This window comes from Flagellimonas spongiicola (assembly GCF_023502425.1).
Lineage (GTDB): Bacteria > Bacteroidota > Bacteroidia > Flavobacteriales > Flavobacteriaceae > Flagellimonas > Flagellimonas spongiicola.
Map to the genome: position 1 here is coordinate 479320 of NZ_JAMFMA010000002.1, position 24477 is coordinate 503796.

Annotated in this window: 22 protein-coding genes; 16 read left to right on the forward strand and 6 right to left on the reverse strand. The window is 40.2% G+C overall.

Annotated elements, in window-relative coordinates:
- The first annotated feature begins 23 nt into the window (after positions 1–23).
- The 4 genes from M3P19_RS08355 (at position 24) to M3P19_RS08370 (ending at position 5797) form a co-directional block, all read left to right on the forward strand.
- A complete protein-coding gene (locus M3P19_RS08355) occupies positions 24–965 on the forward strand; it encodes a lysylphosphatidylglycerol synthase transmembrane domain-containing protein (protein ID WP_313791620.1) in 942 nt (313 codons plus the stop codon).
- 24 nt (positions 966–989) lie between these two features.
- The gene (locus M3P19_RS08360) at positions 990–2132 is read left to right on the forward strand and encodes an alpha/beta hydrolase (RefSeq protein WP_249657208.1); all 1143 of its coding nucleotides are present in this window, start codon (positions 990–992) and stop codon (positions 2130–2132) included.
- A gap of 72 nt (positions 2133–2204) precedes the next feature.
- On the forward strand, positions 2205–3566 hold the full coding sequence (gene radA / locus M3P19_RS08365) for a DNA repair protein RadA (protein WP_249657209.1): 1362 nt from the start codon (positions 2205–2207) through the stop codon (positions 3564–3566).
- 68 nt (positions 3567–3634) lie between these two features.
- Entirely contained in the window at positions 3635–5797 is a 2163-nt protein-coding gene (locus tag M3P19_RS08370) for an outer membrane protein assembly factor BamB family protein (protein WP_249657210.1), read from the forward strand.
- 3 nt (positions 5798–5800) lie between these two features.
- On the opposite strand, the gene M3P19_RS08375 is transcribed toward M3P19_RS08370, so the two are convergent.
- Both M3P19_RS08375 and M3P19_RS08380 read right to left on the reverse strand, forming a co-directional pair.
- Positions 5801–6841, reverse strand: a complete 1041-nt coding sequence (locus M3P19_RS08375) for an aldo/keto reductase (RefSeq protein WP_249657211.1) — start codon at positions 6839–6841, stop codon at positions 5801–5803.
- A gap of 59 nt (positions 6842–6900) precedes the next feature.
- Positions 6901–7665, reverse strand: coding sequence for an exodeoxyribonuclease III (locus tag M3P19_RS08380; protein WP_249657212.1), 765 nt, complete (start codon positions 7663–7665; stop codon positions 6901–6903).
- Positions 7666–7756: 91 nt separating this feature from the next.
- Here M3P19_RS08380 and M3P19_RS08385 point away from each other — a divergent pair, with 91 nt between their 5' ends.
- From M3P19_RS08385 to M3P19_RS08410, 6 genes are all read left to right on the forward strand, one after another.
- Complete coding sequence (locus M3P19_RS08385) at positions 7757–8275, forward strand: DUF3575 domain-containing protein (protein WP_249657213.1); 519 nt, start codon at positions 7757–7759, stop codon at positions 8273–8275.
- 29 nt (positions 8276–8304) lie between these two features.
- A complete protein-coding gene (locus M3P19_RS08390) occupies positions 8305–8856 on the forward strand; it encodes a cysteine hydrolase family protein (RefSeq protein WP_249657214.1) in 552 nt (183 codons plus the stop codon).
- 44 nt (positions 8857–8900) lie between these two features.
- Positions 8901–10007 carry a Gfo/Idh/MocA family protein gene (locus tag M3P19_RS08395; RefSeq protein ID WP_249657215.1) on the forward strand — a complete coding sequence of 369 codons (1107 nt, stop codon included), beginning with the start codon at positions 8901–8903 and terminating at the stop codon, positions 10005–10007.
- Between the two features lie 25 nt (positions 10008–10032).
- Positions 10033–12093 carry a TonB-dependent receptor family protein gene (locus M3P19_RS08400; protein ID WP_249657216.1) on the forward strand — a complete coding sequence of 687 codons (2061 nt, stop codon included), beginning with the start codon at positions 10033–10035 and terminating at the stop codon, positions 12091–12093.
- Positions 12094–12210: 117 nt separating this feature from the next.
- The gene (locus M3P19_RS08405; protein ID WP_249657217.1) at positions 12211–12771 is read left to right on the forward strand and encodes an alpha/beta hydrolase family protein; all 561 of its coding nucleotides are present in this window, start codon (positions 12211–12213) and stop codon (positions 12769–12771) included.
- A gap of 2 nt (positions 12772–12773) precedes the next feature.
- Positions 12774–13319, forward strand: a complete 546-nt coding sequence (locus M3P19_RS08410; RefSeq protein ID WP_249657218.1) for a hypothetical protein — start codon at positions 12774–12776, stop codon at positions 13317–13319.
- 10 nt (positions 13320–13329) lie between these two features.
- Here the strand turns inward: M3P19_RS08410 and M3P19_RS08415 are convergent, their stop codons facing one another.
- The gene (locus tag M3P19_RS08415) at positions 13330–13524 is read right to left on the reverse strand and encodes a hypothetical protein (RefSeq protein ID WP_249657219.1); all 195 of its coding nucleotides are present in this window, start codon (positions 13522–13524) and stop codon (positions 13330–13332) included.
- A gap of 65 nt (positions 13525–13589) precedes the next feature.
- On the opposite strand from M3P19_RS08415, the gene M3P19_RS08420 reads away from it, so the two are divergent.
- The 4 genes from M3P19_RS08420 to M3P19_RS08435 all read left to right on the forward strand — a co-directional run bounded on the left by M3P19_RS08420 (position 13590) and on the right by M3P19_RS08435 (position 18748).
- Positions 13590–14111 (forward strand): DUF4442 domain-containing protein, encoded by a 522-nt coding sequence (locus M3P19_RS08420; protein ID WP_249657220.1) that lies wholly within the window; start codon positions 13590–13592, stop codon positions 14109–14111.
- A gap of 194 nt (positions 14112–14305) precedes the next feature.
- Positions 14306–15145 (forward strand): cupin-like domain-containing protein, encoded by an 840-nt coding sequence (locus M3P19_RS08425; protein ID WP_249657221.1) that lies wholly within the window; start codon positions 14306–14308, stop codon positions 15143–15145.
- A 133-nt stretch (positions 15146–15278) separates the two neighbouring features.
- On the forward strand, positions 15279–16946 hold the full coding sequence (locus M3P19_RS08430) for a formate--tetrahydrofolate ligase (RefSeq protein ID WP_249657222.1): 1668 nt from the start codon (positions 15279–15281) through the stop codon (positions 16944–16946).
- A 137-nt stretch (positions 16947–17083) separates the two neighbouring features.
- Positions 17084–18748, forward strand: coding sequence for a hypothetical protein (locus M3P19_RS08435; protein ID WP_249657223.1), 1665 nt, complete (start codon positions 17084–17086; stop codon positions 18746–18748).
- 65 nt (positions 18749–18813) lie between these two features.
- Here the strand turns inward: M3P19_RS08435 and M3P19_RS08440 are convergent, their stop codons facing one another.
- Together M3P19_RS08440 and M3P19_RS08445 are read right to left on the reverse strand one after the other, a co-directional pair.
- A complete protein-coding gene (locus M3P19_RS08440) occupies positions 18814–20355 on the reverse strand; it encodes a glycine--tRNA ligase (protein ID WP_249657224.1) in 1542 nt (513 codons plus the stop codon).
- 35 nt (positions 20356–20390) lie between these two features.
- Positions 20391–21287, reverse strand: coding sequence for a hypothetical protein (locus M3P19_RS08445; protein WP_249657225.1), 897 nt, complete (start codon positions 21285–21287; stop codon positions 20391–20393).
- 48 nt (positions 21288–21335) lie between these two features.
- Between M3P19_RS08445 and M3P19_RS08450 the strand changes: the two genes are divergently transcribed.
- Entirely contained in the window at positions 21336–22025 is a 690-nt protein-coding gene (locus tag M3P19_RS08450; RefSeq protein WP_249657226.1) for a ComF family protein, read from the forward strand.
- Positions 22026–22095: 70 nt separating this feature from the next.
- Positions 22096–23715: an Ig-like domain-containing domain gene (locus M3P19_RS08455; protein WP_249657227.1), complete on the forward strand. Its 1620-nt coding sequence runs from the start codon at positions 22096–22098 to the stop codon at positions 23713–23715.
- On the opposite strand, the gene M3P19_RS08460 is transcribed toward M3P19_RS08455, so the two are convergent.
- Entirely contained in the window at positions 23702–24475 is a 774-nt protein-coding gene (locus M3P19_RS08460; protein WP_249657228.1) for an amidohydrolase, read from the reverse strand. The genes M3P19_RS08455 and M3P19_RS08460 overlap by 14 nt on opposite strands.
- Positions 24476–24477: the final 2 nt, after the last annotated feature.

Below are 24477 nucleotides of genomic sequence, written 5' to 3' on the forward strand. Positions count from 1 at the left end.
TGGGACCATCCCTTAAAAAATTCTTGAAAATAGCAGTCCCTATCCTCATTGGATTAGGATTGGTCTATTATTCTTATACTTCCACAACCCCTGAAGATAGGACACGAATTTTCGAAGCCATTAAATCTGCAGACCCAATCTGGGTGTTTTTGTCGATTTTTATTGGGATACTGAGTCATATTTCACGTGCAGTTCGGTGGAATTATCTTTTGGAGCCAATGGGTTACAAACCCAGCTTGACAAACAATGTCCTCATCATACTTACCAGTTATTTTGCCAACACATTGGTTTTGCGCTCAGGAGAATTTCTTCGTGCCACTGCTTTAAATACCTATGAAAATGTGCCCTTTGAAAAAGGTTTTGGCACTATTGTAACTGAGCGCATTATTGACCTGATTATGTTGCTCCTGGTTATTCTAGTTGCCTTATTGGTTCAAACTGATGTGATTTTGGGCATATTGGAAGAAAATGGAATCGGACTTGCAGGGTCGTTGTTCATGCTTCTTGTAGGTATTGTAGGACTCCTCATTTCCATAAGAATTGTTCGTAAATCGAAATCCTCTTTGGCGCTTAAAATTAAAAATTTCCTTAATGGCATGCTAGATGGGGTAATGAGCATTTTTAAGATGAAACGCAGGGGTGCATTTATCTTCCATACTTTCTTCATTTGGTTTTGTTATGTGGCCATGTTTTGGGTCATAAAATATACGGTACCCGAAACAACCGAACTACCAATGGGTGCTTTTTTAGTGGCTTTTGTGGCAGGTGCATTTGCCATGGCCACCACTAATGGCGGTTTAGGTCTTTTTCCCATCGTTGTAACAGCCACACTTTCCGTATATGGAGTAAGTAAAACCTCAGGTGATGCCTACGGTTGGATCATGTGGACAGCACAAACCCTTATGGTAGTGGTTTTTGGTACAATATCCTTTATTATGTTGCCGTTATTGAATAGAAATCGGTAAACCCCAACCATTAATTCCATTACCATGAAAAATTGGCTTTTCGTATTGATTGGCCTCATGTGCCTCAATTTAGAAGCGCAGGTCACCAAGGAAATTTTTGAATCTTTTAAACTTCAAGAACGGAGAGACGTATCCTACTATTTCCCAGAAGACTATTCTGAGGACAAAAAGTACCCATTATTGGTCGTGCTGGACGCAGAATATCTCTTTGACCTAGTGGTTGCGAATGCCAAGTTTTATAGTGAGCACCAACGCATGCCACAAGCTATCGTTGTCGGCATACATCAAGCTGAAAACGATTTACGTTGGGAAGATTGTGACTTTGAACAAACCTCGGGGTTGCCTACAGAAAAAGGAGCTAATTTTTATGAATTCTTAGGAACTGAGTTAATACCCTATTTGGAAACAAGCTATGAAATTGCGCCTTTCAAAATGTTCATTGGTTACGATATAACAGCCAATTTTGGAAATTACTTTTTGTTCAAAGACCGATCCCTGTTCAATTCATACCTTTCCATATCGCCGGTATTGGCCACAGAAATGGAAAGTCGTGTACCCTCCAGGTTGTTGGATTTAAAACAGGAGATATTCTATAATGTTGTGCTGGAAAAGGAAAAAACAGAAGACAGACAACGGATTCTTCAAATGAACAATAGCATCAAGTCATTAGATAAAGAAAACCTACATTATTTCTTCGATGAATATGACAATGCCGATCATGTTTCTATCGCGGCATACGGAATAAGCAAAGCTTTTGATAATGTTTTCAAAGTTTTCCGCCCCATTAGTCCAAAAGAATACAAGACCGAAATATTGACATCGGATGAGCCTGCAATCAAATACCTTGAAGATCGCTATGATATGATTGAAAGACTACTTGGATTTGAAAAACCTGTAGAACTCAATGATATCATGGCCATATACGCTGCCTGTTTAAAAAAGGACGATTTTGAATCCTTGAAACCGCTTTCAGAAATCTGTAAAAAACAGTTCCCTGAAACAATGATGGGCTTTTATTTTGAAGGTGAGTATTATGAGCAATTGGGCGAACCCAAAAAAGCATTCAAAACTTTTGAAAAAGCATTCCAAATGGAGGAAATTGATTTTCTGACCAAGGATATGGCTTTGGAAAAAATTGATGCGCTCAAGGCTGATTTTGGGTATTAACCCATCTTTCGTGAATTCTCAAATAATCCGTTGGTCTTATTGCATATCTTTAGGGGCTGCAAGTAAATTTTAATGGCCAAAACCAAAACTGCATTCTTTTGTCAAAATTGCGGAGCCCAGTATGCCAAATGGGTTGGGCAATGTACCTCTTGTAAACAATGGAATACCGTTGTTGAGGAAATTGTTCAAAAAGAAGAAAAAAGAAATTGGAAGACAGAGACCAATCCAGTTAAAAAAGCTGCCCGGCCGTTAAAGATTTCTGAAATAACCAATGACAAAGAAATTCGCCTGAATTCGTTTGACCAAGAATTCAATCGAGTTTTGGGCGGTGGAATTGTCCCCGGATCTTTGATTTTGCTCGGTGGAGAACCTGGCATTGGCAAAAGCACACTTCTACTTCAAATTGCATTGAAACTGCAACACAAGGTTTTGTACGTTTCCGGTGAAGAAAGCCAAAAGCAGATTAAGATGCGTGCAGATCGCATCAATCCGAAAAGTGAAAATTGCTTTATCCTAACTGAGACCAAAACACAACATATCTTCCAACAAATAGCGCAGCTTGAGCCAGATTTGTTGATTATCGATTCCATCCAAACGCTACATACAGATTACATTGAATCGGCTGCGGGAAGTATCTCGCAAATTCGGGAATGTACTGCCGAGCTGATCAAATTCGCCAAAGAAAGCAATACGCCTGTGATTCTGGTTGGGCACATTACGAAGGATGGTACCATTGCTGGACCCAAGATTTTGGAGCATATGGTTGATACCGTACTACAGTTTGAAGGTGATCGTAATTATGTCTACAGAATTCTTCGTTCCTTGAAAAATAGATTTGGATCAACGGCAGAACTTGGCATTTATGAAATGCAGGGCACTGGCTTACGTGAAGTTCATAACCCTTCGGAAGTATTGATCTCCAAAAATGATGAAGACCTCAGTGGCACTGCAATTGCGGCCACAGTAGAAGGAATGCGTCCGCTACTTATTGAAATCCAGGCATTGGTGAGCACGGCGGTATATGGAACACCCCAACGTTCCGCTACTGGATTTAACGCAAAACGCCTGAACATGCTTTTAGCTGTGTTGGAAAAGAGGGCGGGTTTCAAACTTGCTGCTAAGGATGTTTTCCTAAATATCACTGGCGGTATCTCCGTTGATGACCCAGCAATAGATCTTGCCGTAGTCGCAGCAATATTGTCAAGCAACTCGGATATATCTATTGAAAAGGGTCTTTGTTTTGCAGCAGAAGTCGGGCTTGCAGGCGAGGTACGTCCGGTCCAGCGTGTAGACCAACGAATTCTTGAGGCCGAAAAACTAGGCTTCTCCACAATCTATGTGTCCAAAAACAACAAAATTGGATTAAAAAACACTGCCATTGAGATTAAATTGGTATCCAAAGTGGAGGACGTAGTTTCTGGATTGTTCGGGTAACACATTGTTCACAAGCTAAGCATCTCGCTTTCTTAGGTTTATATTTTTATATTTATGAAAACCATCCGATGAAAGCGCCGTATTACCTTTTAACTCTTTGGGTTGTTCTTCTAATTTCTTGCAATACCAAACAAAATGACACAAAAACGCACCATTGGGAAACATGGAGTCACTACTTAGGCGATCCTGAACGAACCCATTTTGCCTCTCTAAATCAAATAGACACTTTGAACGTTCAAGATCTTGAGCTTGCCTGGACGTATAATAGTGGTGGATTGCAAGAAGGAAGAACTACACAGATCCAGACAAATCCATTGATTATTGGCAACCAATTGTTTGGCGTTAATGCAGCCATTGAACTTTTTGCCGTTAATGCTTCCACTGGTGAGGAAGAATGGAAATTTGAGCCAAATGTCAAGGACAATTCGGGCTTGGGATTAAGTCGAGGTCTAAGTTATTGGCCTACAGATGGTTCAAATCCAGCAAGAATATTCTTTAGTTCGGGCTCTAAACTTTATGCTGTAGATCCAAGTAACGGTACCGCCATTACTTCATTTGGCATTAACGGCAGTATTGATTTAAGAGAAGGACTGGGCAGAGATCCATTACGTTTATCTGTAGTATCCAATACCCCAGGCGCTATATTCGAAAATCTTTTGATTCAAGGTACGCGTGTAGGCGAAGGGCCTGGGTCTTCCCCGGGTCATATTCGCGCATACAATGTAATTACAGGGGCAATTGAATGGATCTTCCACACTATTCCCCAACCTGGGGAATTTGGTCATGAAACCTGGCCATCTGAAGCATACAAGACCGTTGGTGGCGCCAATTCTTGGGCAGGAATGGCCATAGATTTGGAACGGGGCATTGTTTTTATTCCTACCGGGTCTGCTGCCTTTGACTGGTATGGTGGGGATCGTGAAGGATCAAATCTTTTTGCAAATAGCCTTTTGGCTTTGAATGCAAAAACCGGTGAACGTTTGTGGCATTTTCAAATGGTACACCACGACCTTTGGGATCGGGACTTACCTGCACCTCCCAATCTTTTGGAAATTACCCAAAATGGAGGACGCATTCCGGCAGTGGCCCAAGTTACAAAGAGTGGACATGTCTATCTTTTTCATCGTGCAACGGGAGAACCTTTATTACCAATTGAAGAGCAGCCCTTTCCAGCTTCAAAACTAAAAGGAGAAATAGCTGCAACCACTCAACCCCTACCCGTTAAACCCGAACCATTTGCAAGACAAATTCTATTGGAATCAGATTTATTCGCACCTGATAGAGATGCCTTTGTGGATGATTTGGTGGACAATGGCAGCCCTGAAAACACGCCCTCAGTATTGGAAAAATTCAAAACCTTGACTTCAAAAGGACAATTCATCCCCATTGATACCACAGGTGTAATACTCTATCCCGGAGCAGATGGTGGTGCTGAATGGGGAGGTGCAGCGATTGATCCCCGAGATGGCATCATGTACGTTAATTCAAATGAAATGGCCTGGATAGTTAAAATGAAAGCGGTTTCCAACACAGAAAACAGTACAGAAAATTTAGGCGAAACCCTTTCTCAAATTCATTGTGCACGCTGTCACGGAGGTAATCTTCAAGGTTTAGGTGCCATTCCGGAACTACAAAATGTAAAAATGAGATTAGATATGGATTCCATTCAGTCCATCATACAAAAAGGAAAAGGAGCTATGCCGGGAATGCCCAATCTCACGAATGCGCAAATAGCTGAAATTGCAGCCTTTCTTGCTAATGAAGAGATTGCTAAAGATCATAGGGTAGAAAAGACAGATCTTGAGGTTCCTTACGCGGTGGCAAGTTTTGCCCGATTCAAGGATGATAGAGGTTTTCCAATTGTAAAACCCCCATGGGGCACCCTGAACGCTTTGGATTTGAATACAGGGGAATACCTTTGGCAAATCCCGCTTGGTCATGAAGAGAGTTTAAATGACCCAAACATTCCAGTATCCGGCATTGAGAACTATGGCGGGCCAGTGATAACAGCGGGAGGTGTACTCTTTATTGCTGCTACCAAAGATGAAAAAATCAGAGCCTTTAATATGGCTTCAGGCAAACAACTCTGGGAAGATCAATTACCTTCGGGAGGATATGCCACTCCTGCCACTTATCAAATTGATGGCAAACAGTATGTCGTCATTGCCTGCGGAGGTGGTAAGATGGGCACACCATCGGGAGACGAATATCGTGCTTACACCTTAAAATAAAACTTAAGGAGCTGGGTTTGGAATAGCTTTGTGGATTTCCGTTATGCCATCCAGTACTGCATCGGACAAATCCACATCAATACTTCTGATATTTTCCTTTAATTGCTCCATGGTAGTGGCACCGATTATGTTACTGGTCACGAAGGGTCGCGTATTTACAAATGTCAGCGCCATCTGGGCTAAACTCAATCCATTTGCATGCGCTAGTTCCTGGTATTTTCTTGTGGCTTCAGTAGCTGTTTCACCACTGTAACGATTATAATTGGGGAATAATGTTACCCGGGCTTTTCGTGGAGGTATTTCAGTCAAGTATTTTCCACTTAAAACCCCAAAACCTAAAGGTGAATAAGGTAATAATCCAATATTCTCTCGCATGGAGACTTCAGATAAACCAACTTCGAACAATCGATTCAACAAACTATATGGGTTTTGAATCGTTAACATCCGTGGCAAATCTTGGTGGACTTTACTCTCTTCCAAAAATCGCATAGTACCCCAAGGACTTTCATTGGAGAGACCTACATGTCTGATTTTCCCTTCTTGAACAAGATCACGAAGTGTTTCAAGTACTTGATGGATATTATCCGTCCAAGGGTCAATCATATGTGCATTGAAACCCCTCTGCCCAAAGTAGTTGGTATTGCGTTCTGGCCAATGCAATTGATATAAATCGATGTAATCCGTTTGTAATCGCTGAAGACTTCCTTCCACTGCTTTGATCAACGATTCCCTGCTGAAACCCGTTGTCCTGATATGCTTTGTAAATTCTGCACGACCAGCAATTTTCGTAGCCAATACAACCTTGTCGCGGTTACCGTTCTTTTTAAACCAAGTTCCAATAAATTCTTCGGTAACTGCATAGAGTTCTTTTTTGGCTGGAATTGGATAAAGCTCGGCAGTATCAAAAAAGTTCACACCTTGATCCAGAGCATAATCCATTTGTTCATGACCTTCTTCTTCAGAGTTTTGTCTACCCCAAGTCATGGTCCCCAAACAAATTTTACTCACCTTGATATCAGTATGCGGAAGTCGTGTGTATTTCATAAGCAATTTTTGAGTCGGTAAAAATACGGATTACGGACTACTCCCTTAACAAGCAATTGTTATTTTTCCAACTCCACCAAAATTGGACAATGATCACTGTGCTTGGCATCGGAAAGTATGACGGAGCGTTTCAGACGATCTTGTAGCGAATCGTTGACCATGCCATAATCCAATCGCCAACCCTTATTATTCGCCCTGGAATTGGCACGATAACTCCACCATGTATAATTGTGTGGTTCTTTATTGAAATGTCTAAAACTATCTATGAATCCACTCTTAATGAAATTACCAATCCATTCCCTTTCTACGGGAAGGAACCCAGAAACATTTTTATTCCGTACGGGATCATGGATATCAATGGCTTCATGGCAAATATTGTAATCCCCCAGCACAATTAAGTTTGGTCGTTCTTTCCGAAGGGTATCAGCATATTTTTGAAAATCGGACATATATGTCAACTTGTGCTCTAATCGTGCCATATTAGTACCTGAAGGCAAGTACATACTCATGATAGAAACATCACCATAATCCGCTCTAATGTTCCTTCCTTCAAAATCCATATAATTGATTCCAGTACCATATTCTACATAATCAGGTGCTTCTTTGCAAAGTAAAGCCACCCCACTATATCCTTTTTTTTGTGCACTAAACCAATAGTGATGTTTGTATCCGGCAGCTTCAAAAAGGGAAACATCCACCTGTTCTTTTAGAGCTTTTATCTCTTGCAAACAGACCACATCAGGATCTACCGCAGTTAACCATTCAATAAAACCTTTATTTAAAGCGGCTCTGATACCGTTGACGTTGTACGAAACTATTTTCATGCTTAAGTTTTGCTAAAAATAACCAATGTAAAGCGCTCCAAAAAATTTGGAACACTAATTGATTATTCCATTCTGAATTAATTATTGAATGATGAAAAACCTAGTACTGATAGTCTTGCTTTTGAGCTCATTAGCCATCCAGGCACAAGCCTATCCAAGATTTGATAATAACCATGAACTAAAATTCAATGCTGGACTTTTTTTGGCAACTGGTTCCGTTGAAGGTTCTTATGAATATTTTTTTACCGAGGATACCAGTTTTGGAGGCACCGTGTACTTTGACAATGATGCTACAGACTATAATGGGGATTTCGGCATTGGACCTAACTTAAGGGCCTATTTTGGCTATCAACCCAGAAGTGGACTGTTTGTTGAGGCCTTTGGACTTTATTACACCTGGGATGAAGAAAATCTGCAAGAAAATATCAATTTTCGAAATCAAAACTATAGCACCATTGCCTTGGGCCTTGGACTCGGTAATAAATGGGTGACACCTAGTGATAATTTCACCTTGGAGATCTACGGTGGTGTTGGAAGAAATGTAAATCCAGAAGAATTCCAAGACACCTTTATGTTCAGGGGCGCTTTAGCTATCGGATTTCGCTTTTAAGCGTTAATTTTAAGGTTTAAATCAAATTGATGACAGCCTTACTCTTAATCGATATCCAAAAAGGATTACAAGAACTTGACTTTTATGGTGAAGAACGGAATAATCTAAATGCCGAAGCCAATAGTGCCAAGCTACTTGAAGCTTTTCGGTCCAAGAACATGCCAATTTACCATGTGCAACATTGTTCTTTGAATCCAGATTCACCTTTGCATCCTTCAAATCCGGGAAATGATTTTAATCCACTAGTGCAACCCAAGGAAAATGAACCGATCATTAAAAAACATGTCAATAGCGCATTTATCGGTACGGACTTGGAAAACACCTTGAAGAAGGATGGGATTTCCGAAGTGGTGATAGCAGGGTTGACCACCGAACATTGTGTATCAACTTCAACACGAATGGCTGCAAATCTGGGCTTCAAGGTTCAACTGATTTCCGATGCTACTGCAGCCTTTAACAAAATCGGCTTAAATGGTGAAACCTACAGCGCTGCATTGGCACACAGCCTAGAGCTGGCGAATTTAAAAGATGAATTTGCCACTATTCTGGATACCCAAACATTATTGGCACAAATTGACTGATTCCTTCTTATTTTTATACATCAAAAGCGCTTAATCCCAATTACATGCACCGCACCATCATAGCCCTGATCTTTGCTACCCTACTAACAATACCTAATGCAAAAGCCCAAGAAGAACCCCTTAGATTGGGGATAGCAGGACTTACCCACACGCATGTGCATTGGATTCTGGGAAGAGCAGACAAAACCGATGTGAAAATCGTTGGCATGGTAGAACCCAATAGGGATTTAGCACAGCGTTATGCAGATCAATACGGCTATTCAATGGATTTGGTCTACAACACATTGGATGAGATGATCGCAGACACAAAGCCAGAGGCAGTTGCCGCATTTGGAACTATATATGCCCATTTGGAAGTAGTAGAGCAATGTGCACCAAAAGGAATTCATGTGATGGTTGAAAAACCAATGGCCGTAAGCCTTGATCATGCCCAAAAAATGGCTGCTTTGGCACAAAAGCACAACATACACCTCCTCACCAATTACGAAACCACATGGTATCCTACAAACCATAGGGCCAAGGAACTATTGGATGAAGGCAAGATCGGAGCATTGCGAAAAGTGATTGTTAGGGATGGGCACCGCGGGCCAGCTAAACTCGGTATCAACCAGGAATTTCTGGATTGGCTTTTTGACCCTGTGGAAAATGGTGGAGGAGCTATTATGGATTTTGGATGTTATGGGGCAAATCTTATGACTTGGCTTCGCAATGGGGAGCGACCTAATACCGTAACCGCGGTAACCCAGCAATTACAAGCAGAAAACAATCCCAAAGTAGATGATGATGCTACCATTATCCTTACTTATGATGATGCGCAAGCAATTTTGGAACCTTCATGGAATTGGCCCATGGGAAGAAAGGACATGGAAATTTATGGACTTACTGGCGCAATATATGCCGACAATCGCAATACACTCCGTATTCGAATGGCCGAGGGGTATGATGGCTACAACGAAGAAAAATTTACCTTGGAGGAACGACCAGCACCCTTTAACGATCCCTTTTCCGTTTTAGAAGCTGTTGTCCGAAATAAAATTCAATTACCTGCCAACAATCTATATTCTGTGGCCAATAACCTAGTGGTCATGGAAATCCTTGATGCTGCACGAAAAAGTGCCAAAAAAGGTAAAACCATCACAATCAAAAAATAAAAGACCTCAAAATATGCATTTACCTATGAAAGGTATATTCAAAACCCTAATATTCCTGTTTGCAATTACTTGTTTTGCCCAACAAACCCCAGCAGACAGTATTACCCAACTTGATGAAGTGATCTTATTGGAAGACAATTTACCCAAAAGAGCGGTGGGCATAACTGCTTCGTCTACCTTGGGTCCTACAACATTTGAAATGTTCAACCCCATTGATATAGCTTCTGCTATTAATCAAGTCTCTGGGGTGTACATTCTTTCTGGTGCGCTGAACACCAATCGGATTACCATTCGTGGGGTAGGTGCCAGAACACTTTTTGGGACCGATAAACTGCGCTTGTACTTCAATGGTATTCCCGTGACCAATGGTGCTGGGACCTCAACCATTGAGGCCTACGATTTTGAGAATCTAGGATCCATGGAGGTAATCAAGGGTCCAAAAGGAACTGCATTTGGTGCAAATTTAGGAGGAGCCATATTGCTGGACACCAAAACAGCATTCCCTGATGAAACTAGATTATCAAACAGTTTTACCGTTGGATCGTATAGTATGATCAAGGATAATTTAAGCTTTCAGCATGCAGATGAAAACATGCAACTTAGCTTTAGCTACAACCATTTTGAGTCCGACGGTTATCGCCAAAACAACCGATTTGAACGCGATGGTTTCTTATTGACCTCAGCCATAAATGTTGGTAGTAAAGGTGAGCTGGGACTGTTGTTGAATTACATCGATTACAATGCGCAAATCCCAAGTTCGATAAATCAATCGGACTTTGACGAAGACCCTACACGAGCTGCGGGCAACTGGTTAGCGGCTCAAGGTTTTGAAGACAACCAATACACGCTTTTAGGAGTGTCGTACACACATCGGTTTTCTGAAAATAGCAAAAACACCACCAGTATCTTCTACACCTATTTAGATCACTACGAACCGCGACCATTTAATATTTTGGATGAGTTTACCAATGGATTTGGTATCCGAAGTCAATTTGATGGGCAATTGGGCAAAGGAAGTTTCACATTGGGAACAGAATTGTATAAGGATGAATACCACTGGGGCACTTTTGACAATCTTTTTGGAGAAAACAATGGTAACGGCAGTTTGCAAGGTGATCGCTTGAGTAGAAATCTGGAATTTCGAACACAATTGAATCTTTTTGGAGCTTACTCGTATCCTCTGACCAATAAGTTATCGGCACAAGTGGGATTGGGTTTGAACAATACCAGTTTTGACTACCGAGACCTTTTTAATTCTGGAGATGCCAATAGTTCTGCCGAACGGGATTTTGAAGCGATTCTTTTACCGAATTTTGGTTTACAATACCAATTTAGGGATGGGAATCTATATGCCAATGTAAGTCGAGGATTTTCCAACCCTAGCTTGGAACAGACCTTAACGCCAGATGGACTTATCAATCCGGATATTGCCCAGGAAAAAGGAACCAATTTGGAATTGGGCGGGGCATTTACATTGTTTGAAAAACGATTGTCCTTGGATTTTGCACTATATCGGATGACAATCAATGATCTATTGGTAGAGGAACGTGTAGGTGAGGATCAATTTATTGGTCGTAATGCTGGGGAGACGCGTCACCAAGGTTTGGAACTGGACCTGAAGTACGCATTGAAGTTAAGTCAACACCTTATTTTATCACCATATTTGAGCTACACCTTTAACGATCATAGTTTTATCGATTTTGTTGATGAAGGCGAGGATTTTAGTGGAAATCCGTTGACAGGAGTACCCAAGCATCGTATAAGTTCTGGCTTGGATCTACGTCATACCAATGGTCTACGTTTGAACCTTACCCACCAATTTGTGGATGCAATTCCTTTGCGGGACGACAATTCCTTACAAAGCGATTCTTTTAACGTATTGCATGCCAAGGCCAGCTATCAAACCCAGTTGTCTGCTCACATCAACCTAGGTGTCAATGCGGGAATCAACAACCTTTTTGACACCAATTATGCCCAAAGTGTATTGATCAATGCTTCCAGTTTTGGAGGTGCCCCACCACGGTATTTTTATCCAGGTAACGGACGCAATTACTATGGTGGAGTGCAATTGGGGTATGTATTTTAATCAAATGTTAGTTTTAACAATTGAGGAAATCGTAAAATAATTGAATTGAAAATTTACGCGTTTAGTGGTTTAGGTGCGGATAGAAGAGTTTTTGATTTTCTAAAACTTAAACACGAATTGGCCCCAATTGACTGGGTTGAGCATAAGAAAGGTGAATCTATCAGTGAGTATTCGCTGAGGCTTATAAATAAAATTGACACTAGTCAAGAATTTAGCGTTTTAGGAGTTAGTTTTGGTGGTCTCATTGCTGTTGAGGTAAGTAAAATTATCAATCCAAAATATACCATTCTAATTTCTTCCATTGAAACCAAAGAGGAGATTAGTTGGATTTATCGCGCAGTTGGCAAAGTAGGTTTAACAAGGTTTTTACCCAGCAGTTTATTTGACCCACCTAGAAGAATTGCAAAATACTTATTTGGAGCATTCAACTATGAACTTTTGAACAATATCCTGGATGATACAAATCTTGATTTTACTAAGTGGGCTCTGAATGTGTTTATTACATGGTCGAATAAGGAAAAATTGAAGAATGTTATTCGCATACATGGTACCAAAGACAAGTTAATTCCATGGAAATCAAAGAGTGAATCAAAATTAATTGATAACGGAGAACATTTCATGATTGTTGATAGAGCAGCTGAAATAAGTGAAATCATAAATTTTGAAATAAAAACCTAACTATGAATAAACTGTACATAGTCTTCTTATTGCTAGGCCTATCAAATGCCTCTCTTTTTAGCCAAAACAAAGTTTGCACCTTGACCAAGTTGGATGGATCACTCCAAAATGGCTACGTAAAAGACCATCAGTCCTTTTTTGGGAATCGGTTTAAACTTTATAACGCTGCTGGAAACTTTGTCAAAATCAAAGCAAAGAATTACCAAAGTTTGAAAGTGGACAATGCCCAGTTCATTGTGTTAAAAAGTAAAGAAGGGACAATGCGTTTTATGGAAGAAATCATAACTGAAGGAAAGGCTAAACTTTATCGCCATTCCTATCAGGTCATGGTACAAATGAGCATGCATACGGTTCAGGATTATTATCTAATGAAAAATGATGTGGTGTTCTATCTAAGTACCTCAAAACTCAAAGACTTCCCTGAACGCTATTTTGGTGGTGTCCCGGCATTATTGGAAGATATCCGGAAAACAAAAAAGCGAGACCAAGATTCCAAAATTGTGGAATGGGTTAAAACCTATAATCAGGCATTTGCTGAAACAAATTAATCATGAAAATCTAGGAACGTAAAACATCCCCTAATTCCTTTAAAATATCCGCCGCACCTTGCACTTCCCGTGTAGTAAATGTATCCGATTCTAAGTAGTGTAACATATAAATAAGTTCATCAAAACGGCTGGCGAGTTGTTGGGGGCTGCCATGGGTTTCATCAATTAGAAGATTAAGTTTTTCTATTTGGGATTTTGTCAACATACCGGCAATTTAGAAAACCAAACCTTGCCACATTACCACTAATTCGTAGCTTAACAAAAAAAAGCATGTCCATATATCAAAACTTAATGGGTGTGGGGGAGAAAGTGTTTAAAAAGCACCACTTACTTAAATATGGTTTTAACTTTTCTCCTATGTACCGCCGCAGCACGGGTAGGATCACCCATATATCCGAAGACCTGCACTATGCCACTATCAGGCTAAAACTATCCTACAAAAACAGAAACTATGTGAACTCCATTTATGGTGGAAGTATGTTTTCTGCAGTGGACCCAGTACCAATGATCCAATTGATCAATATTTTAGGTCTGGAATATGTGGTTTGGGACAAAGCGGCCAAAATCCAATTCAAACGCCCAGCCAAGGAACATTTGTTTGCCGAGTTCCATTTTACCGTTGAGGAAATTGCAGAAATCAAATCCCGAGTGGTCAACGAAAATGAGATTGAAATCTTAAAAACCACGGATTTGACCAACAAAGACAAGAGCAAAATCTATTGCCAAGTGCATAAGACCATTTATATAGCCAACAAGGCGTACTTTAAGCAAAAGCGTTCAAAAAGACCATAAAATTAAATTGGCGGAATTGAAGAATTTCACAGCACAAAGACAATCAGAAAGTTAGGCTACCGTTTACAAGGGTTTCTCAAGCTTTAAAAAAAGGTCACTCATCACAAATTTTTGCGATTTATCGTAAAAACATGCGTTAATTTTTTCGTGTTCATTTGGTGTCATAATTTCATCGGAATCAACAGCCAACAACCATGGACCTTTTACCGGAAATTCTAGAAAAAAGCAAGCCGATCACCACAGTTACCGAAATTGATTTTAAAACCTTTAAAAAAGAGTATTTCAACAAGAAAAGACCTGTTCTGATTAAAGGTTTTGCAAAAAAATGGCCTGCTTTCCAAAAATGGAACTTTGACTTCTTTGCCAATTTGGAAATTCAAGATCAGATTGAAATGGAAATTGGGAACGTACTTAATAAGGAAACCCAACTGGAAGAAAAAGACGTTAAAAAATATTTGGAGAAAGTTAGGGATAAAGGCATGGAAGAATCTGAGGACAAAACCTATTTGACAGCCTATCAGATTTTTGCGGATTTTCCCCAATTATTGGATGATGTCGATTTTTCGTACCTCAACAAGGTAACCGCTGATGATGTACCTGCAGTTTGGATTGGTCCAAAGGGAACCATTACAGGTTTACATGCGGATGATCATAATAACATGTTGGCACAAATTGTTGGGCGTAAATTGATGATCGTGGCATCTCCCAAATTTAAAAATCAAGTATATCCAAGTTCTAAATTTGATTATGGGGCCATGTTAAGCCAAGTAGACATCAATAATTATGATGAGGATAAATTTCCTGAATTTCGTGATATTGAATTTCTAAGGGTGGACTTGGAACCTGGTGATGTGTTATTCAATCCAAAGGATTGGTGGCATTATGTGAAGTCTTCAGAAGCGTCCATTAGCACCAACACATTTGCGTACACGTGGAAAGACTTACTTATACTTCGTCCAATTGAGCGTATCAAAATCTCCATGCACCACAGAGGTTGGTACAAAAAAAACAATTGCACTTGTTGTAGCAATTAATCGTCTTTTAATAAGTTTCCTATTCAATTAGAATTTTAAGTTTTTGTGTGAATTAGGTAGCAAGTTTCCATATCTTGTATTCTGTAAATAGAACCTCCATTCCGTTTACCTGACTAATACAAAACAGCACATTATGACCGATTTGGAAATCGCCAAAGGCGTTACCCTGCAATCAATATCCAGCATTGCCGAAAAATTTGGAATTGACCCAGATACCATTGAAATGTATGGGAAATACAAAGCCAAATTGCCCTTGCAATCCATAGACGTAAAAAAAGCAGCACAAAGTCACTTGATTTTGGTTTCAGCAATTTCCCCAACCCCAGCAGGTGAAGGAAAGACCACTATGTCCATAGGTCTTACGGAAGGGCTGAACAGATTGGGCAAAAAAACAACTGTAGTACTTAGAGAGCCTTCATTAGGACCTGTTTTTGGAATAAAAGGTGGTGCCACAGGTGGTGGATATTCCCAGGTACTGCCCATGGAGGATATCAATCTTCACTTTACTGGGGATTTTGCCGCAATTGAAAAAGCTCATAACCTATTGGCAGCTGTTATTGACAACAACATTCAAAGCAAGACTCGATCATTGAGATTGGACCCTCGTACCATTGGCTGGAAACGGGTAATGGACATGAACGACAGAGCACTAAGGGACATTATTGTTGGCCTTGGCGGAACAACATCAGGAATACCAAGGGAATCAGGTTTTGACATTACCGCAGCTTCTGAAATTATGGCCATCCTCTGTTTGGCGGAAGACTTGGGTGATTTGAAAAGAAGACTAGGGAACATATTTGTGGGCTACACCTTTGATAAAGAGCCAATATATGCGAAAGACTTAAAGGCCGAAGGTGCCATGACCGCATTGCTCAAAGATGCAATTAAACCCAATCTGGTGCAGACCATGGAGGGCAACCCGGCCATTATTCATGGCGGCCCCTTTGCCAATATTGCACAGGGTACCAATTCGGTAATTGCTACGCGCATGGGAATGTCGCATTCAGAATACACCGTGACCGAAGCTGGTTTTGGCTTTGATCTGGGTGCTGAAAAATTCTTCGATATAAAATGCCAAAGCGCAGGGCTTAAACCAAAAGCTGTGGTGTTGACTGCAACGATTCGTGCTTTAAAATACCATGGAGGGGCAGATTTAAAATCTCTTACCGAACCCAATGTAGAAGCATTGAAAAAAGGACTTCCTAACCTGGAGAAGCACTTGGAGAACATTGGAAAATTCAATATCGTCCCTGTGATATCCATAAACCGGTTCGTATCGGATACGGATGAAGAAATCGAAGTCATCAAGGATTTTGCTGCATCCAAAGGTGTACGCGTAGCCTTATCCGAAGTTTGGGCAAAAGGCGGTGAAGGTGCAGAGGCATTGGCACAGCATATTATTGATGTTGTTGAATCCAATACTTCGGATTTTAAACCTTTGTACGATTGGAATGCCAGTGTGATGGACAAAATCACCACCATTGCAACCGAAATCTATGGAGCGGAACATGTGGACTATACATCCAAGGCCAAAGCACATCTGCGAAAGATTTCAAATCTAGGCCTAGATCATCTCCCGGTTTGCATTGCAAAGACGCAAAAATCGTTATCCGACAATCCAAAACTTCTGGGCAGACCAAAGGATTTCATCATAACAGTCCGTGAAATCGAAATTGCGGTCGGCGCTGGGTTTTTAATTCCAATAACTGGGGATATAATGCGTATGCCTGGTCTACCCGCAACACCATCTTCAGAAGGAATTGATGTAAATGATGAGGGAGAAATCACTGGATTGTTTTAGAATTTTAAGCATTACTTGAATTACTTATCAATTCAAAACAGGTATTCGTGAATCCAGATGGGGCATCCGTTAATTTCCTGCCTTAGAAGCTTTAATTATTAGCAATCTTATGGGATAAACCAAAAACCAGTTATCCCATGAAGAAAAGAATGATTATCGCCGCAATCCTCCTATTTGGGTTTGGCGGCCTACAAACGATGGTTGCGCAAGGCTCCAAGAGGCCAAGTAAATTGGAAATGGCCAGAAAGGCGCAAGAAGACAACCAAGCCAAAAAGGAAGCTTCGGATGCAACCATTTCAGAAAACACGGCTAAAAGTTCTGCAAATGCATCTCCAGATGAAGATTGTACTAGATCTTCCTCCACTTTGAATCTTTTCGAGACCAAAATGCAAAAAATTGCTGATGTCAAAGATGGAAAATCAGAAGAGGGTCTCAACAGTCTAAAATATGCTCTTAAAATGGCGGTAGACTACAAGGAAAAGATAGAAGAGCGCTCTCCGGGCTGTCGTGAAATCCCAAACTTAGAAAGCAGAATTGCTGAAGCCAAGGCATTTTTAAAAGAATTCGAGAAGGAACTTTTGCCATTTGTAGAAGGGAACTATACCAGTTCCTCTCCATATTATACGGAAGTGTTCCTAGGTAACTTCACTCCTGGGAATACCAGTAACAAAATGCAAATAACGCTACGTGGCAAAGATGGATCTACTTATGATGGGATACTTAAGTATCCGAGTGACCAACCCACACCCGAAAAAATTCCAGGGAAAATGGATGATCCAGCTGGGGTTGACTGTTTTGTATATGAAAAGGGAGATCGCATTATTGTTGAATTCTATGCACAAAACAATTTCTGTGGTGTTGTAATTTTAGGTGATACTGATACCGCTACTTTAACGAAGGAAGCAATGGCATTTGAGGTGCCAAATTCTGAAAGCAATGGAAAACCAATGGGTGATACCCACAATAAAGAAGCTGGAAGAATTGTGTTTTCCAAAAGCAATAATCTTGGATTGGAAAATAAAGGACCATTTAATTTGAAGGAGTTTACCATTGGCGACAAGATTTACTCCAGAACCTTTTATGAGCAAGTGGCGCCCCCAATTGAAATGCTTCAAAAACTTGGATATATCTCGCATAAGGATCATTACACCATTCGGATTGCCAATGACCTTTATCTTAATGGTGAAAAAGTTGCCAGTTATTTAGAGGGTCCATTTCACAAAGAAGAGGAACAAATGTCCAACAGTTGGACGACCAGCAGACTACCATTTATTGTTTCCGAACGATCGGAAGTGGGCGGCGCGTTTATGGATTATGTCCTAAAGAACAATTTGAAGGTTGGCACCTATGAGCTAGAATGGAAAAGATATGTCATGAATTCAGATTTTCCAGATAGTGAGCGTCTGTTTTTAGCGACTACTGGCCCCATAACGATGAACATTACGGATGAGGGGCTTAAAAATCTATGTGGCACCGATTACGGAACTCCAGTTGGCAAGTTTAGCTCAGGAGCCAAAACCAATGCACTTTTGGCAACACTACGTACTCATGGAAGAGCCCAAGGATGGCCAGAAACCTTTACAGACGTGGTTAGTCATCAAACCGAATGGACAAAAGTATATAACGCGTTTGGGGTATACCTCTACTCCAAATGTTCGGCTACGTTTAGAACACGCTACCCTTTAAAAGATGGTAGACAAGCACATGGAGTGATTACCTCCATGTTTCATAAAATGCCAAATGGTAGTATAGAGGTATTCGGCATGACCGGTCAAAAATATGTGTCTCCAAAATGTAAATAACAATCCATTACAATTAAAAAAAGGCTCCAATAGGAGCCTTTTTATGTTTTTGGGTACGCTATGATTTAAATCCGCTGTAACCAGTAGCGCATGTCCACTTCCTTGGAAATAATCGCTTTCACTTCCGCTATTTTCACGCGCTGTTGTTCCATGGAGTCACGGTGACGGATGGTTACGGTTTCATCCTCCAATGTCTGGTGATCTACCGTGATACAGAATGGTGTCCCTGCGGCATCCTGTCTTCGGTAACGACGTCCAACAGCATCTTTTTCATCATAGATTACGTTGAAATCCCATTTCAAATCATCAAAAATTTTGTGGGCTACTTCTGGTAATCCATCACGTTTCAACAAAGGTAAAACCGCAGCTTTGGTAGGAGCCAATACAGCAGGTATTTTTAAAACCGTTCTAGTTGTTCCGTTTTCCAATTCTTCTTCTTTCAAGGAGTTGGAAAATACCGCTAGGAACATACGGTCTAATCCTATAGAGGTTTCCAGCACATAAGGAACATAGCTTTTGTTTTCCTCTGGGTCGAAGTATTGCAACTTCTTACCAGAATATTCCTCATGTTGTCCTAAATCGAAATCAGTACGGGAATGGATCCCTTCCAATTCCTTAAACCCAAATGGAAACTTAAATTCAATATCAGCTGCGGCATCGGCATAATGCGCCAATTTATCATGATCATGGAAACGGTAATTTTCTTCCCCCATTCCTAGAGAGAGGTGCCAACGCAAACGCTTCTCTTTCCAATTTTCATACCATTCCTGTTGCGTACCTGGCTTGATGAAATATTGCATCTCCATCTGCTCAAATTCGCGCATTCTAAAAATGAACTGGCGAGCTACAATTTCATTTCTAAAGGCTTTACCTGTTTGGGCAATTCCAAACGGAATCTTCATACGACCGGTTTTTTGGACGTTAAGGAAGTTCACGAAAATCCCTTGTGCGGTTTCTGGTCTTAGATAAAGATCCATGGCTGAATCTGCTGAAGCTCCAAGCTTGGTGCCAAACATTAAATTGAATTGTTTTACATCCGTCCAGTTTTTGGAACCGGAAACCGGGCATACAATCCCTAAATCCAAAATCAATTGCTTGAAGGCTTCTAAATCTCCCTTCTCTTGGACCTCAGCCAAGCGGGCACTGATTTCATCAATCTCCTTTTGTCTTCGCAGTACATTGGGATTGGTTTCTCGAAACTGTTGCTCATCAAAGGCATCACCAAATCGTTTTTTTGCCTTATTGATGTCTTTTAGGATTTTATCATTGATTTTCTCTCGATAATCCTCCACCAAAACATCCGCTCTATATCTTTTTTTAGAATCTTTATTATCAATCAACGGATCATTAAAAGCATCAACGTGGCCAGATGCCTTCCAAGTGGTAGGGTGCATGAAGATGGCTGCATCTATCCCCACAATATTATCATTGAGTTGTACCATGGCTTGCCACCAGTACTCCCTAATGTTCTTTTTGAGTTCCACCCCGTTCTGAGCATAGTCATAAACAGCGCTTAATCCGTCATATATTTCACTGGATTGGAAAACATACCCATACTCCTTGGCATGGGAGATTACCTTCTTAAAACTATCTTCTTGATTTGCCATTCGGCAAAAATAGAACATTACCTAAAAAACGAGGGCTATTTCAACTGAAATTCGGCAGAGGCAAGGAGTCTTTCATCCTCAAAAACGTTAAGGGTATAAATTCCTTCGGCTAAAGAACCTTCCGGAACAGTAATGGCATCACAAATACTGATTTCTTTACCAGTATATGGAATCTCCACTTTTTTGCTATAGGTATTTCCACTAACGGAAATGGTACTGGCATTGTCCTCAATAATTGCCATGTTAGGGTCTAAAAACTGAAGATATAGTACTCTAACATTACCTTGCTCGTTAGGGTCACCCATTATGGTAACACACCCCCTAAGTTTTTCAATGGTGGAAGCTTTGTTGGTTTTTAGTGGTCGTCCTGCTCTTAATCGGAATCCACTGCCTTCAGCATCTTGAAGTTTTAAATAGCTTTTGATCTTAAGTTCCCGAGCCAATTCACGATTGGTTTCCCTAAGTAAAGATTCCGCGCGAGCCATGGTATTGGCTTGACCTCGAAGTTCATTCAACTGGCGCTGTGCTTCATCATAACGATCTGCTAGCAGACTATTGTTATACCGCAGAAAATTGTTCTTTAGTTTAAGGCTGTCAAACTTGATTTCCAATCTTCTCAGTTCCTTTCGTGTTTCTTTTAGCTTCATGATACTGAAATTCAATCGGCCTACAGAATCCAATAATTGTTGCACCCTAAAACGAGATGTTTGCAGTTCAATCTCACTTACTTCATTTAAACCGGATAAACGGTCCACTTCGGCTTTCATCAAGGTAAGGTCCTTTACCAAAAGGGATTTTTCCTGTTCCAAGAAATTCATCTGGTTCTTGGATTGTGCATAACTGTAGTAAAAAGCAATGAGAATACCCACGATTACTGCGACCAAAGCAGCAAAGATAATCTTGTAGTTGAAATTGTTATCTTGGGCATCCATGAGGTTAATTGGCTACTATAACACGTATAAGATTTGATCCCTAAAAGGTTGGCTAAGATACTAAACGAGATTCACAACATCCTATTGCCAAAGGTATGTTTTGGATGTAATGCGCGTTTATCCAGTGGAGAAAACGTTTTGTGTACCGTTTGTCGACATGAGCTGCCACTCACCGATTATAACTATTCCGATGAAAACCCTGTAGATCGTATATTTTATGGGAGAATTCCTATAAAAAAAGCCGCATCTTTTCTAGTTTTCAGTAAAAATGGAGTCGTAATGAACCTATTACATCATTTAAAGTATAAAAACCAAGAACAAATAGGCGGGTTTTTAGGGGAATGGTGTGGTGCTGAAATTAAAAAAGAGGCTAAACTAAAAGAAGTTGATATTGTAATACCTGTACCCCTGCATCCTAGAAAACGGAAAAAAAGAGGTTACAACCAAGTTTCCTTGTTTGCCCAAAAAATTGCTATGACCATTGGTTCCAATTATAGGGATGATATTTTGGTCCGTACTGTTAACACAAAGACTCAAACCAAAAAAGACCGACAAAAGCGTTGGGAAAATATTAAAGATGTGTTTGACTTGACAAGCAAAGCTTCCGTCAACAACAAACATATCTTGTTGGTAGATGACGTTATCACAACCGGCGCAACTTTGGAAGCTTGTGCAACCGCACTCTCAAAAATAGACAATGTCCAAATTTCAATATTAAGCATGGCCGTTGTCCCATAGTGTTTAAATTTTACTAAGGCTTATACCCCTTTTTTAAATTAGTTGTTTCTTTGCCCCATACAAGTTTCGGATGCGGTACTTTAAAAAATTGTTGAGTTTCACTTTTCTTGTTCTAATGGGTTTGGCGCTTTGGCAATGCGCTAAACGAGGCAATCCAACGGGTGGCCCTAAAGACTTGACACCTCCACAACTTTTGCGCACAGAACCAGATAATTATACGACTGAATTCAAGGCCAAAAAGATTCGTCTCTATTTTGATGAATTGATTAAACTTGAGGACGTCCAAAACCAATTGATCGTTTCCCCGCCGTTAAAATATCCAACGGAAATTAGACCGCTTGGTGGTGCAAATAAGTATGTGGAAGTTACCATTAAAGACACATTGCAAGATAACACCACCTATACATTCAATTTTGGGCAAAGTATTGTGGACAATAATGAGGGGAATCCCAATAGTTTTTTAACCTATGTGTTCTCCACTGGCACTTATATTGATTCCTTAAGTTTAACTGGAGCAGTAAAGGATGCCTTTAACCGTGTGGCGGACGAATTTGTGAGTGTTATGCTATACGAAATTGATACAGCATATACAGATTCTACGATTTACAAAAAGGTTCCAAACTATATATCGAACACCTTGGACAGTCTTCCTGTTTTTGAATTGAAAAATTTAAAGGCAGGTGATTATGCTTTGATTGCGTTAAAAGATGTGAACAAAAACAATATGTTCAATCAACGCCAGGATAAAATTGGGTTTTTAACCGATACCATCAGCATCCCCACAGATTCTGTATACCTATTGACTTTATTCCAGGAAGAACCTGATTATTCGGTTTCCGTTCCCAGTTATATGGCAAAAAATCACATACTTTTCGGATATCAAGGGGATTACCACGATATTGAAATCAACACGCTGACCGAACTGCCGGATTCTGTTCAAACCTTGATTTTTAAAGACAGGGAAAAGGATACGTTGGACTATTGGATCTCTCCTACGGATTTGGATTCCATCATTTTCACTGTAAGCAATGAAAAACTGGACATTATAGATACGTTTACGCTAAAAAATCGAAATCTTCCGTTGGATTCCTTAAAACTTACCCCTGGCGTAAGTGGAACTTTAAACTTTGAGGACTCTTATAGCATTTTGGCCAATACACCTATTGCGGCTATTGATTCGAATCAAATTGCATTGTTTGTTAGTGATTCCATTAACATGCCCTATAGCTATACTATTGACAGTTTGAAAAACCAAATTGATTTTGATTTCGACTTGGAACCCAATCAGAAGTATTCTTTTGAGATAATGCCAGGTGCCGTGACCGATTTTTTTGGTATTCAGAATGATACACTTAATTACCGATTTTCCACAGGTAGTTATGCCGATTACGGAAATTTAAGATTCAATATTGGAGGGGCAGTGAAGTATCCTTTGATCCTGCAGTTGACCAATGAGCGGGAAGAAGTTCAACGTGAATTATTTGCGACCGAGCCTAAAATCTTCGAATTTGCCAATTTAGAACCTGGCAATTATATGGTTCGTGTGATTTTTGATGCGAATGGAAATCAAAAGTGGGATACAGGTAGTTATCTTTTAAAACGTCAACCTGAGCGTGTCAGTTATTACCCCGATGTGATAGATGTTCGCGCAAATTGGGAATTGGAGCAGACTTTCGTTATTTCAAACTAAAAGCATCCTGATCATCAAGAAACTTTAACTTATTTCTGGTTGAAATAATATGTTCCCTTTCCAATTGGGCATATAAAATAGTTTCCTTTTCAGCATGAACCATGGTTTCCCCTAGAACATTGTAAACCGCTGAATGCCCAGAATATTCATGCCCTAGGTCATCCGTGCCAATCCGATTGACTCCAATGGTGTATGCCATATTTTCAATGGCTCTCGCCTTTAGTAATGTATCCCATGCATTAATTCTAGGTTTGGGCCAATTGGCTACATAAATCAATACATCATATGCTTCGGTATTCCTCGCCCATACAGGAAATCGAAGATCATAACATATCAAAGGGCATAGCTTAAAACCTTTATATTCCAATATCAGACGCGTCTTACCTGCCTGATAAACTTTGTCTTCATAAGCCAAGGTAAATGTATGTTTCTTGTCATAATGCTTGGTGCTGCCATCCGGGTCTACAAATAACAATCTGTTGTAAAACTTATCTCCCTCTTGGTAAACCATACTCCCAATTATAGCAGCCTTAGCTATCGTTGCCTGCTTTTTCATCCATGCAACAGTAGTTTCACTCTCAGATGCGGCAAGGTGTTGAGGTGTCATGGTAAACCCAGTTGTGAACATTTCAGGTAAGATTATCAAATCCACCTCCTCTGAAATAGAATTTATTTTTTTCTCGAAATTATTGCGATTAGCTAACGGATTTTCCCAATTTAAATGGGTTTGAATCAAGGCAATTTTTAGATTATCAGACATTA

What these genes read in the sequence shown, in the direction of transcription:
- M3P19_RS08360 (WP_249657208.1), top strand. Translation starts at nt 990, where the DNA reads ATGAAAAATTGGCTTTTCGTATTGATTGGCCTCATGTGCCTCAATTTA.
- radA (WP_249657209.1), top strand. Translation starts at nt 2,205, where the DNA reads ATGGCCAAAACCAAAACTGCATTCTTTTGTCAAAATTGCGGAGCCCAG.
- M3P19_RS08370 (WP_249657210.1), top strand. Translation starts at nt 3,635, where the DNA reads ATGAAAGCGCCGTATTACCTTTTAACTCTTTGGGTTGTTCTTCTAATT.
- M3P19_RS08375 (WP_249657211.1), bottom strand. Translation starts at nt 6,841, where the DNA reads ATGAAATACACACGACTTCCGCATACTGATATCAAGGTGAGTAAAATT.
- M3P19_RS08380 (WP_249657212.1), bottom strand. Translation starts at nt 7,665, where the DNA reads ATGAAAATAGTTTCGTACAACGTCAACGGTATCAGAGCCGCTTTAAAT.
- M3P19_RS08385 (WP_249657213.1), top strand. Translation starts at nt 7,757, where the DNA reads ATGAAAAACCTAGTACTGATAGTCTTGCTTTTGAGCTCATTAGCCATC.
- M3P19_RS08390 (WP_249657214.1), top strand. Translation starts at nt 8,305, where the DNA reads ATGACAGCCTTACTCTTAATCGATATCCAAAAAGGATTACAAGAACTT.
- M3P19_RS08395 (WP_249657215.1), top strand. Translation starts at nt 8,901, where the DNA reads ATGCACCGCACCATCATAGCCCTGATCTTTGCTACCCTACTAACAATA.
- M3P19_RS08400 (WP_249657216.1), top strand. Translation starts at nt 10,033, where the DNA reads ATGAAAGGTATATTCAAAACCCTAATATTCCTGTTTGCAATTACTTGT.
- M3P19_RS08410 (WP_249657218.1), top strand. Translation starts at nt 12,774, where the DNA reads ATGAATAAACTGTACATAGTCTTCTTATTGCTAGGCCTATCAAATGCC.
- M3P19_RS08415 (WP_249657219.1), bottom strand. Translation starts at nt 13,524, where the DNA reads ATGTTGACAAAATCCCAAATAGAAAAACTTAATCTTCTAATTGATGAA.
- M3P19_RS08420 (WP_249657220.1), top strand. Translation starts at nt 13,590, where the DNA reads ATGTCCATATATCAAAACTTAATGGGTGTGGGGGAGAAAGTGTTTAAA.
- M3P19_RS08425 (WP_249657221.1), top strand. Translation starts at nt 14,306, where the DNA reads ATGGACCTTTTACCGGAAATTCTAGAAAAAAGCAAGCCGATCACCACA.
- M3P19_RS08430 (WP_249657222.1), top strand. Translation starts at nt 15,279, where the DNA reads ATGACCGATTTGGAAATCGCCAAAGGCGTTACCCTGCAATCAATATCC.
- M3P19_RS08435 (WP_249657223.1), top strand. Translation starts at nt 17,084, where the DNA reads ATGAAGAAAAGAATGATTATCGCCGCAATCCTCCTATTTGGGTTTGGC.
- M3P19_RS08440 (WP_249657224.1), bottom strand. Translation starts at nt 20,355, where the DNA reads ATGGCAAATCAAGAAGATAGTTTTAAGAAGGTAATCTCCCATGCCAAG.
- M3P19_RS08445 (WP_249657225.1), bottom strand. Translation starts at nt 21,287, where the DNA reads ATGGATGCCCAAGATAACAATTTCAACTACAAGATTATCTTTGCTGCT.
- M3P19_RS08455 (WP_249657227.1), top strand. Translation starts at nt 22,096, where the DNA reads ATGCGGTACTTTAAAAAATTGTTGAGTTTCACTTTTCTTGTTCTAATG.
- M3P19_RS08460 (WP_249657228.1), bottom strand. Translation starts at nt 24,475, where the DNA reads ATGTCTGATAATCTAAAAATTGCCTTGATTCAAACCCATTTAAATTGG.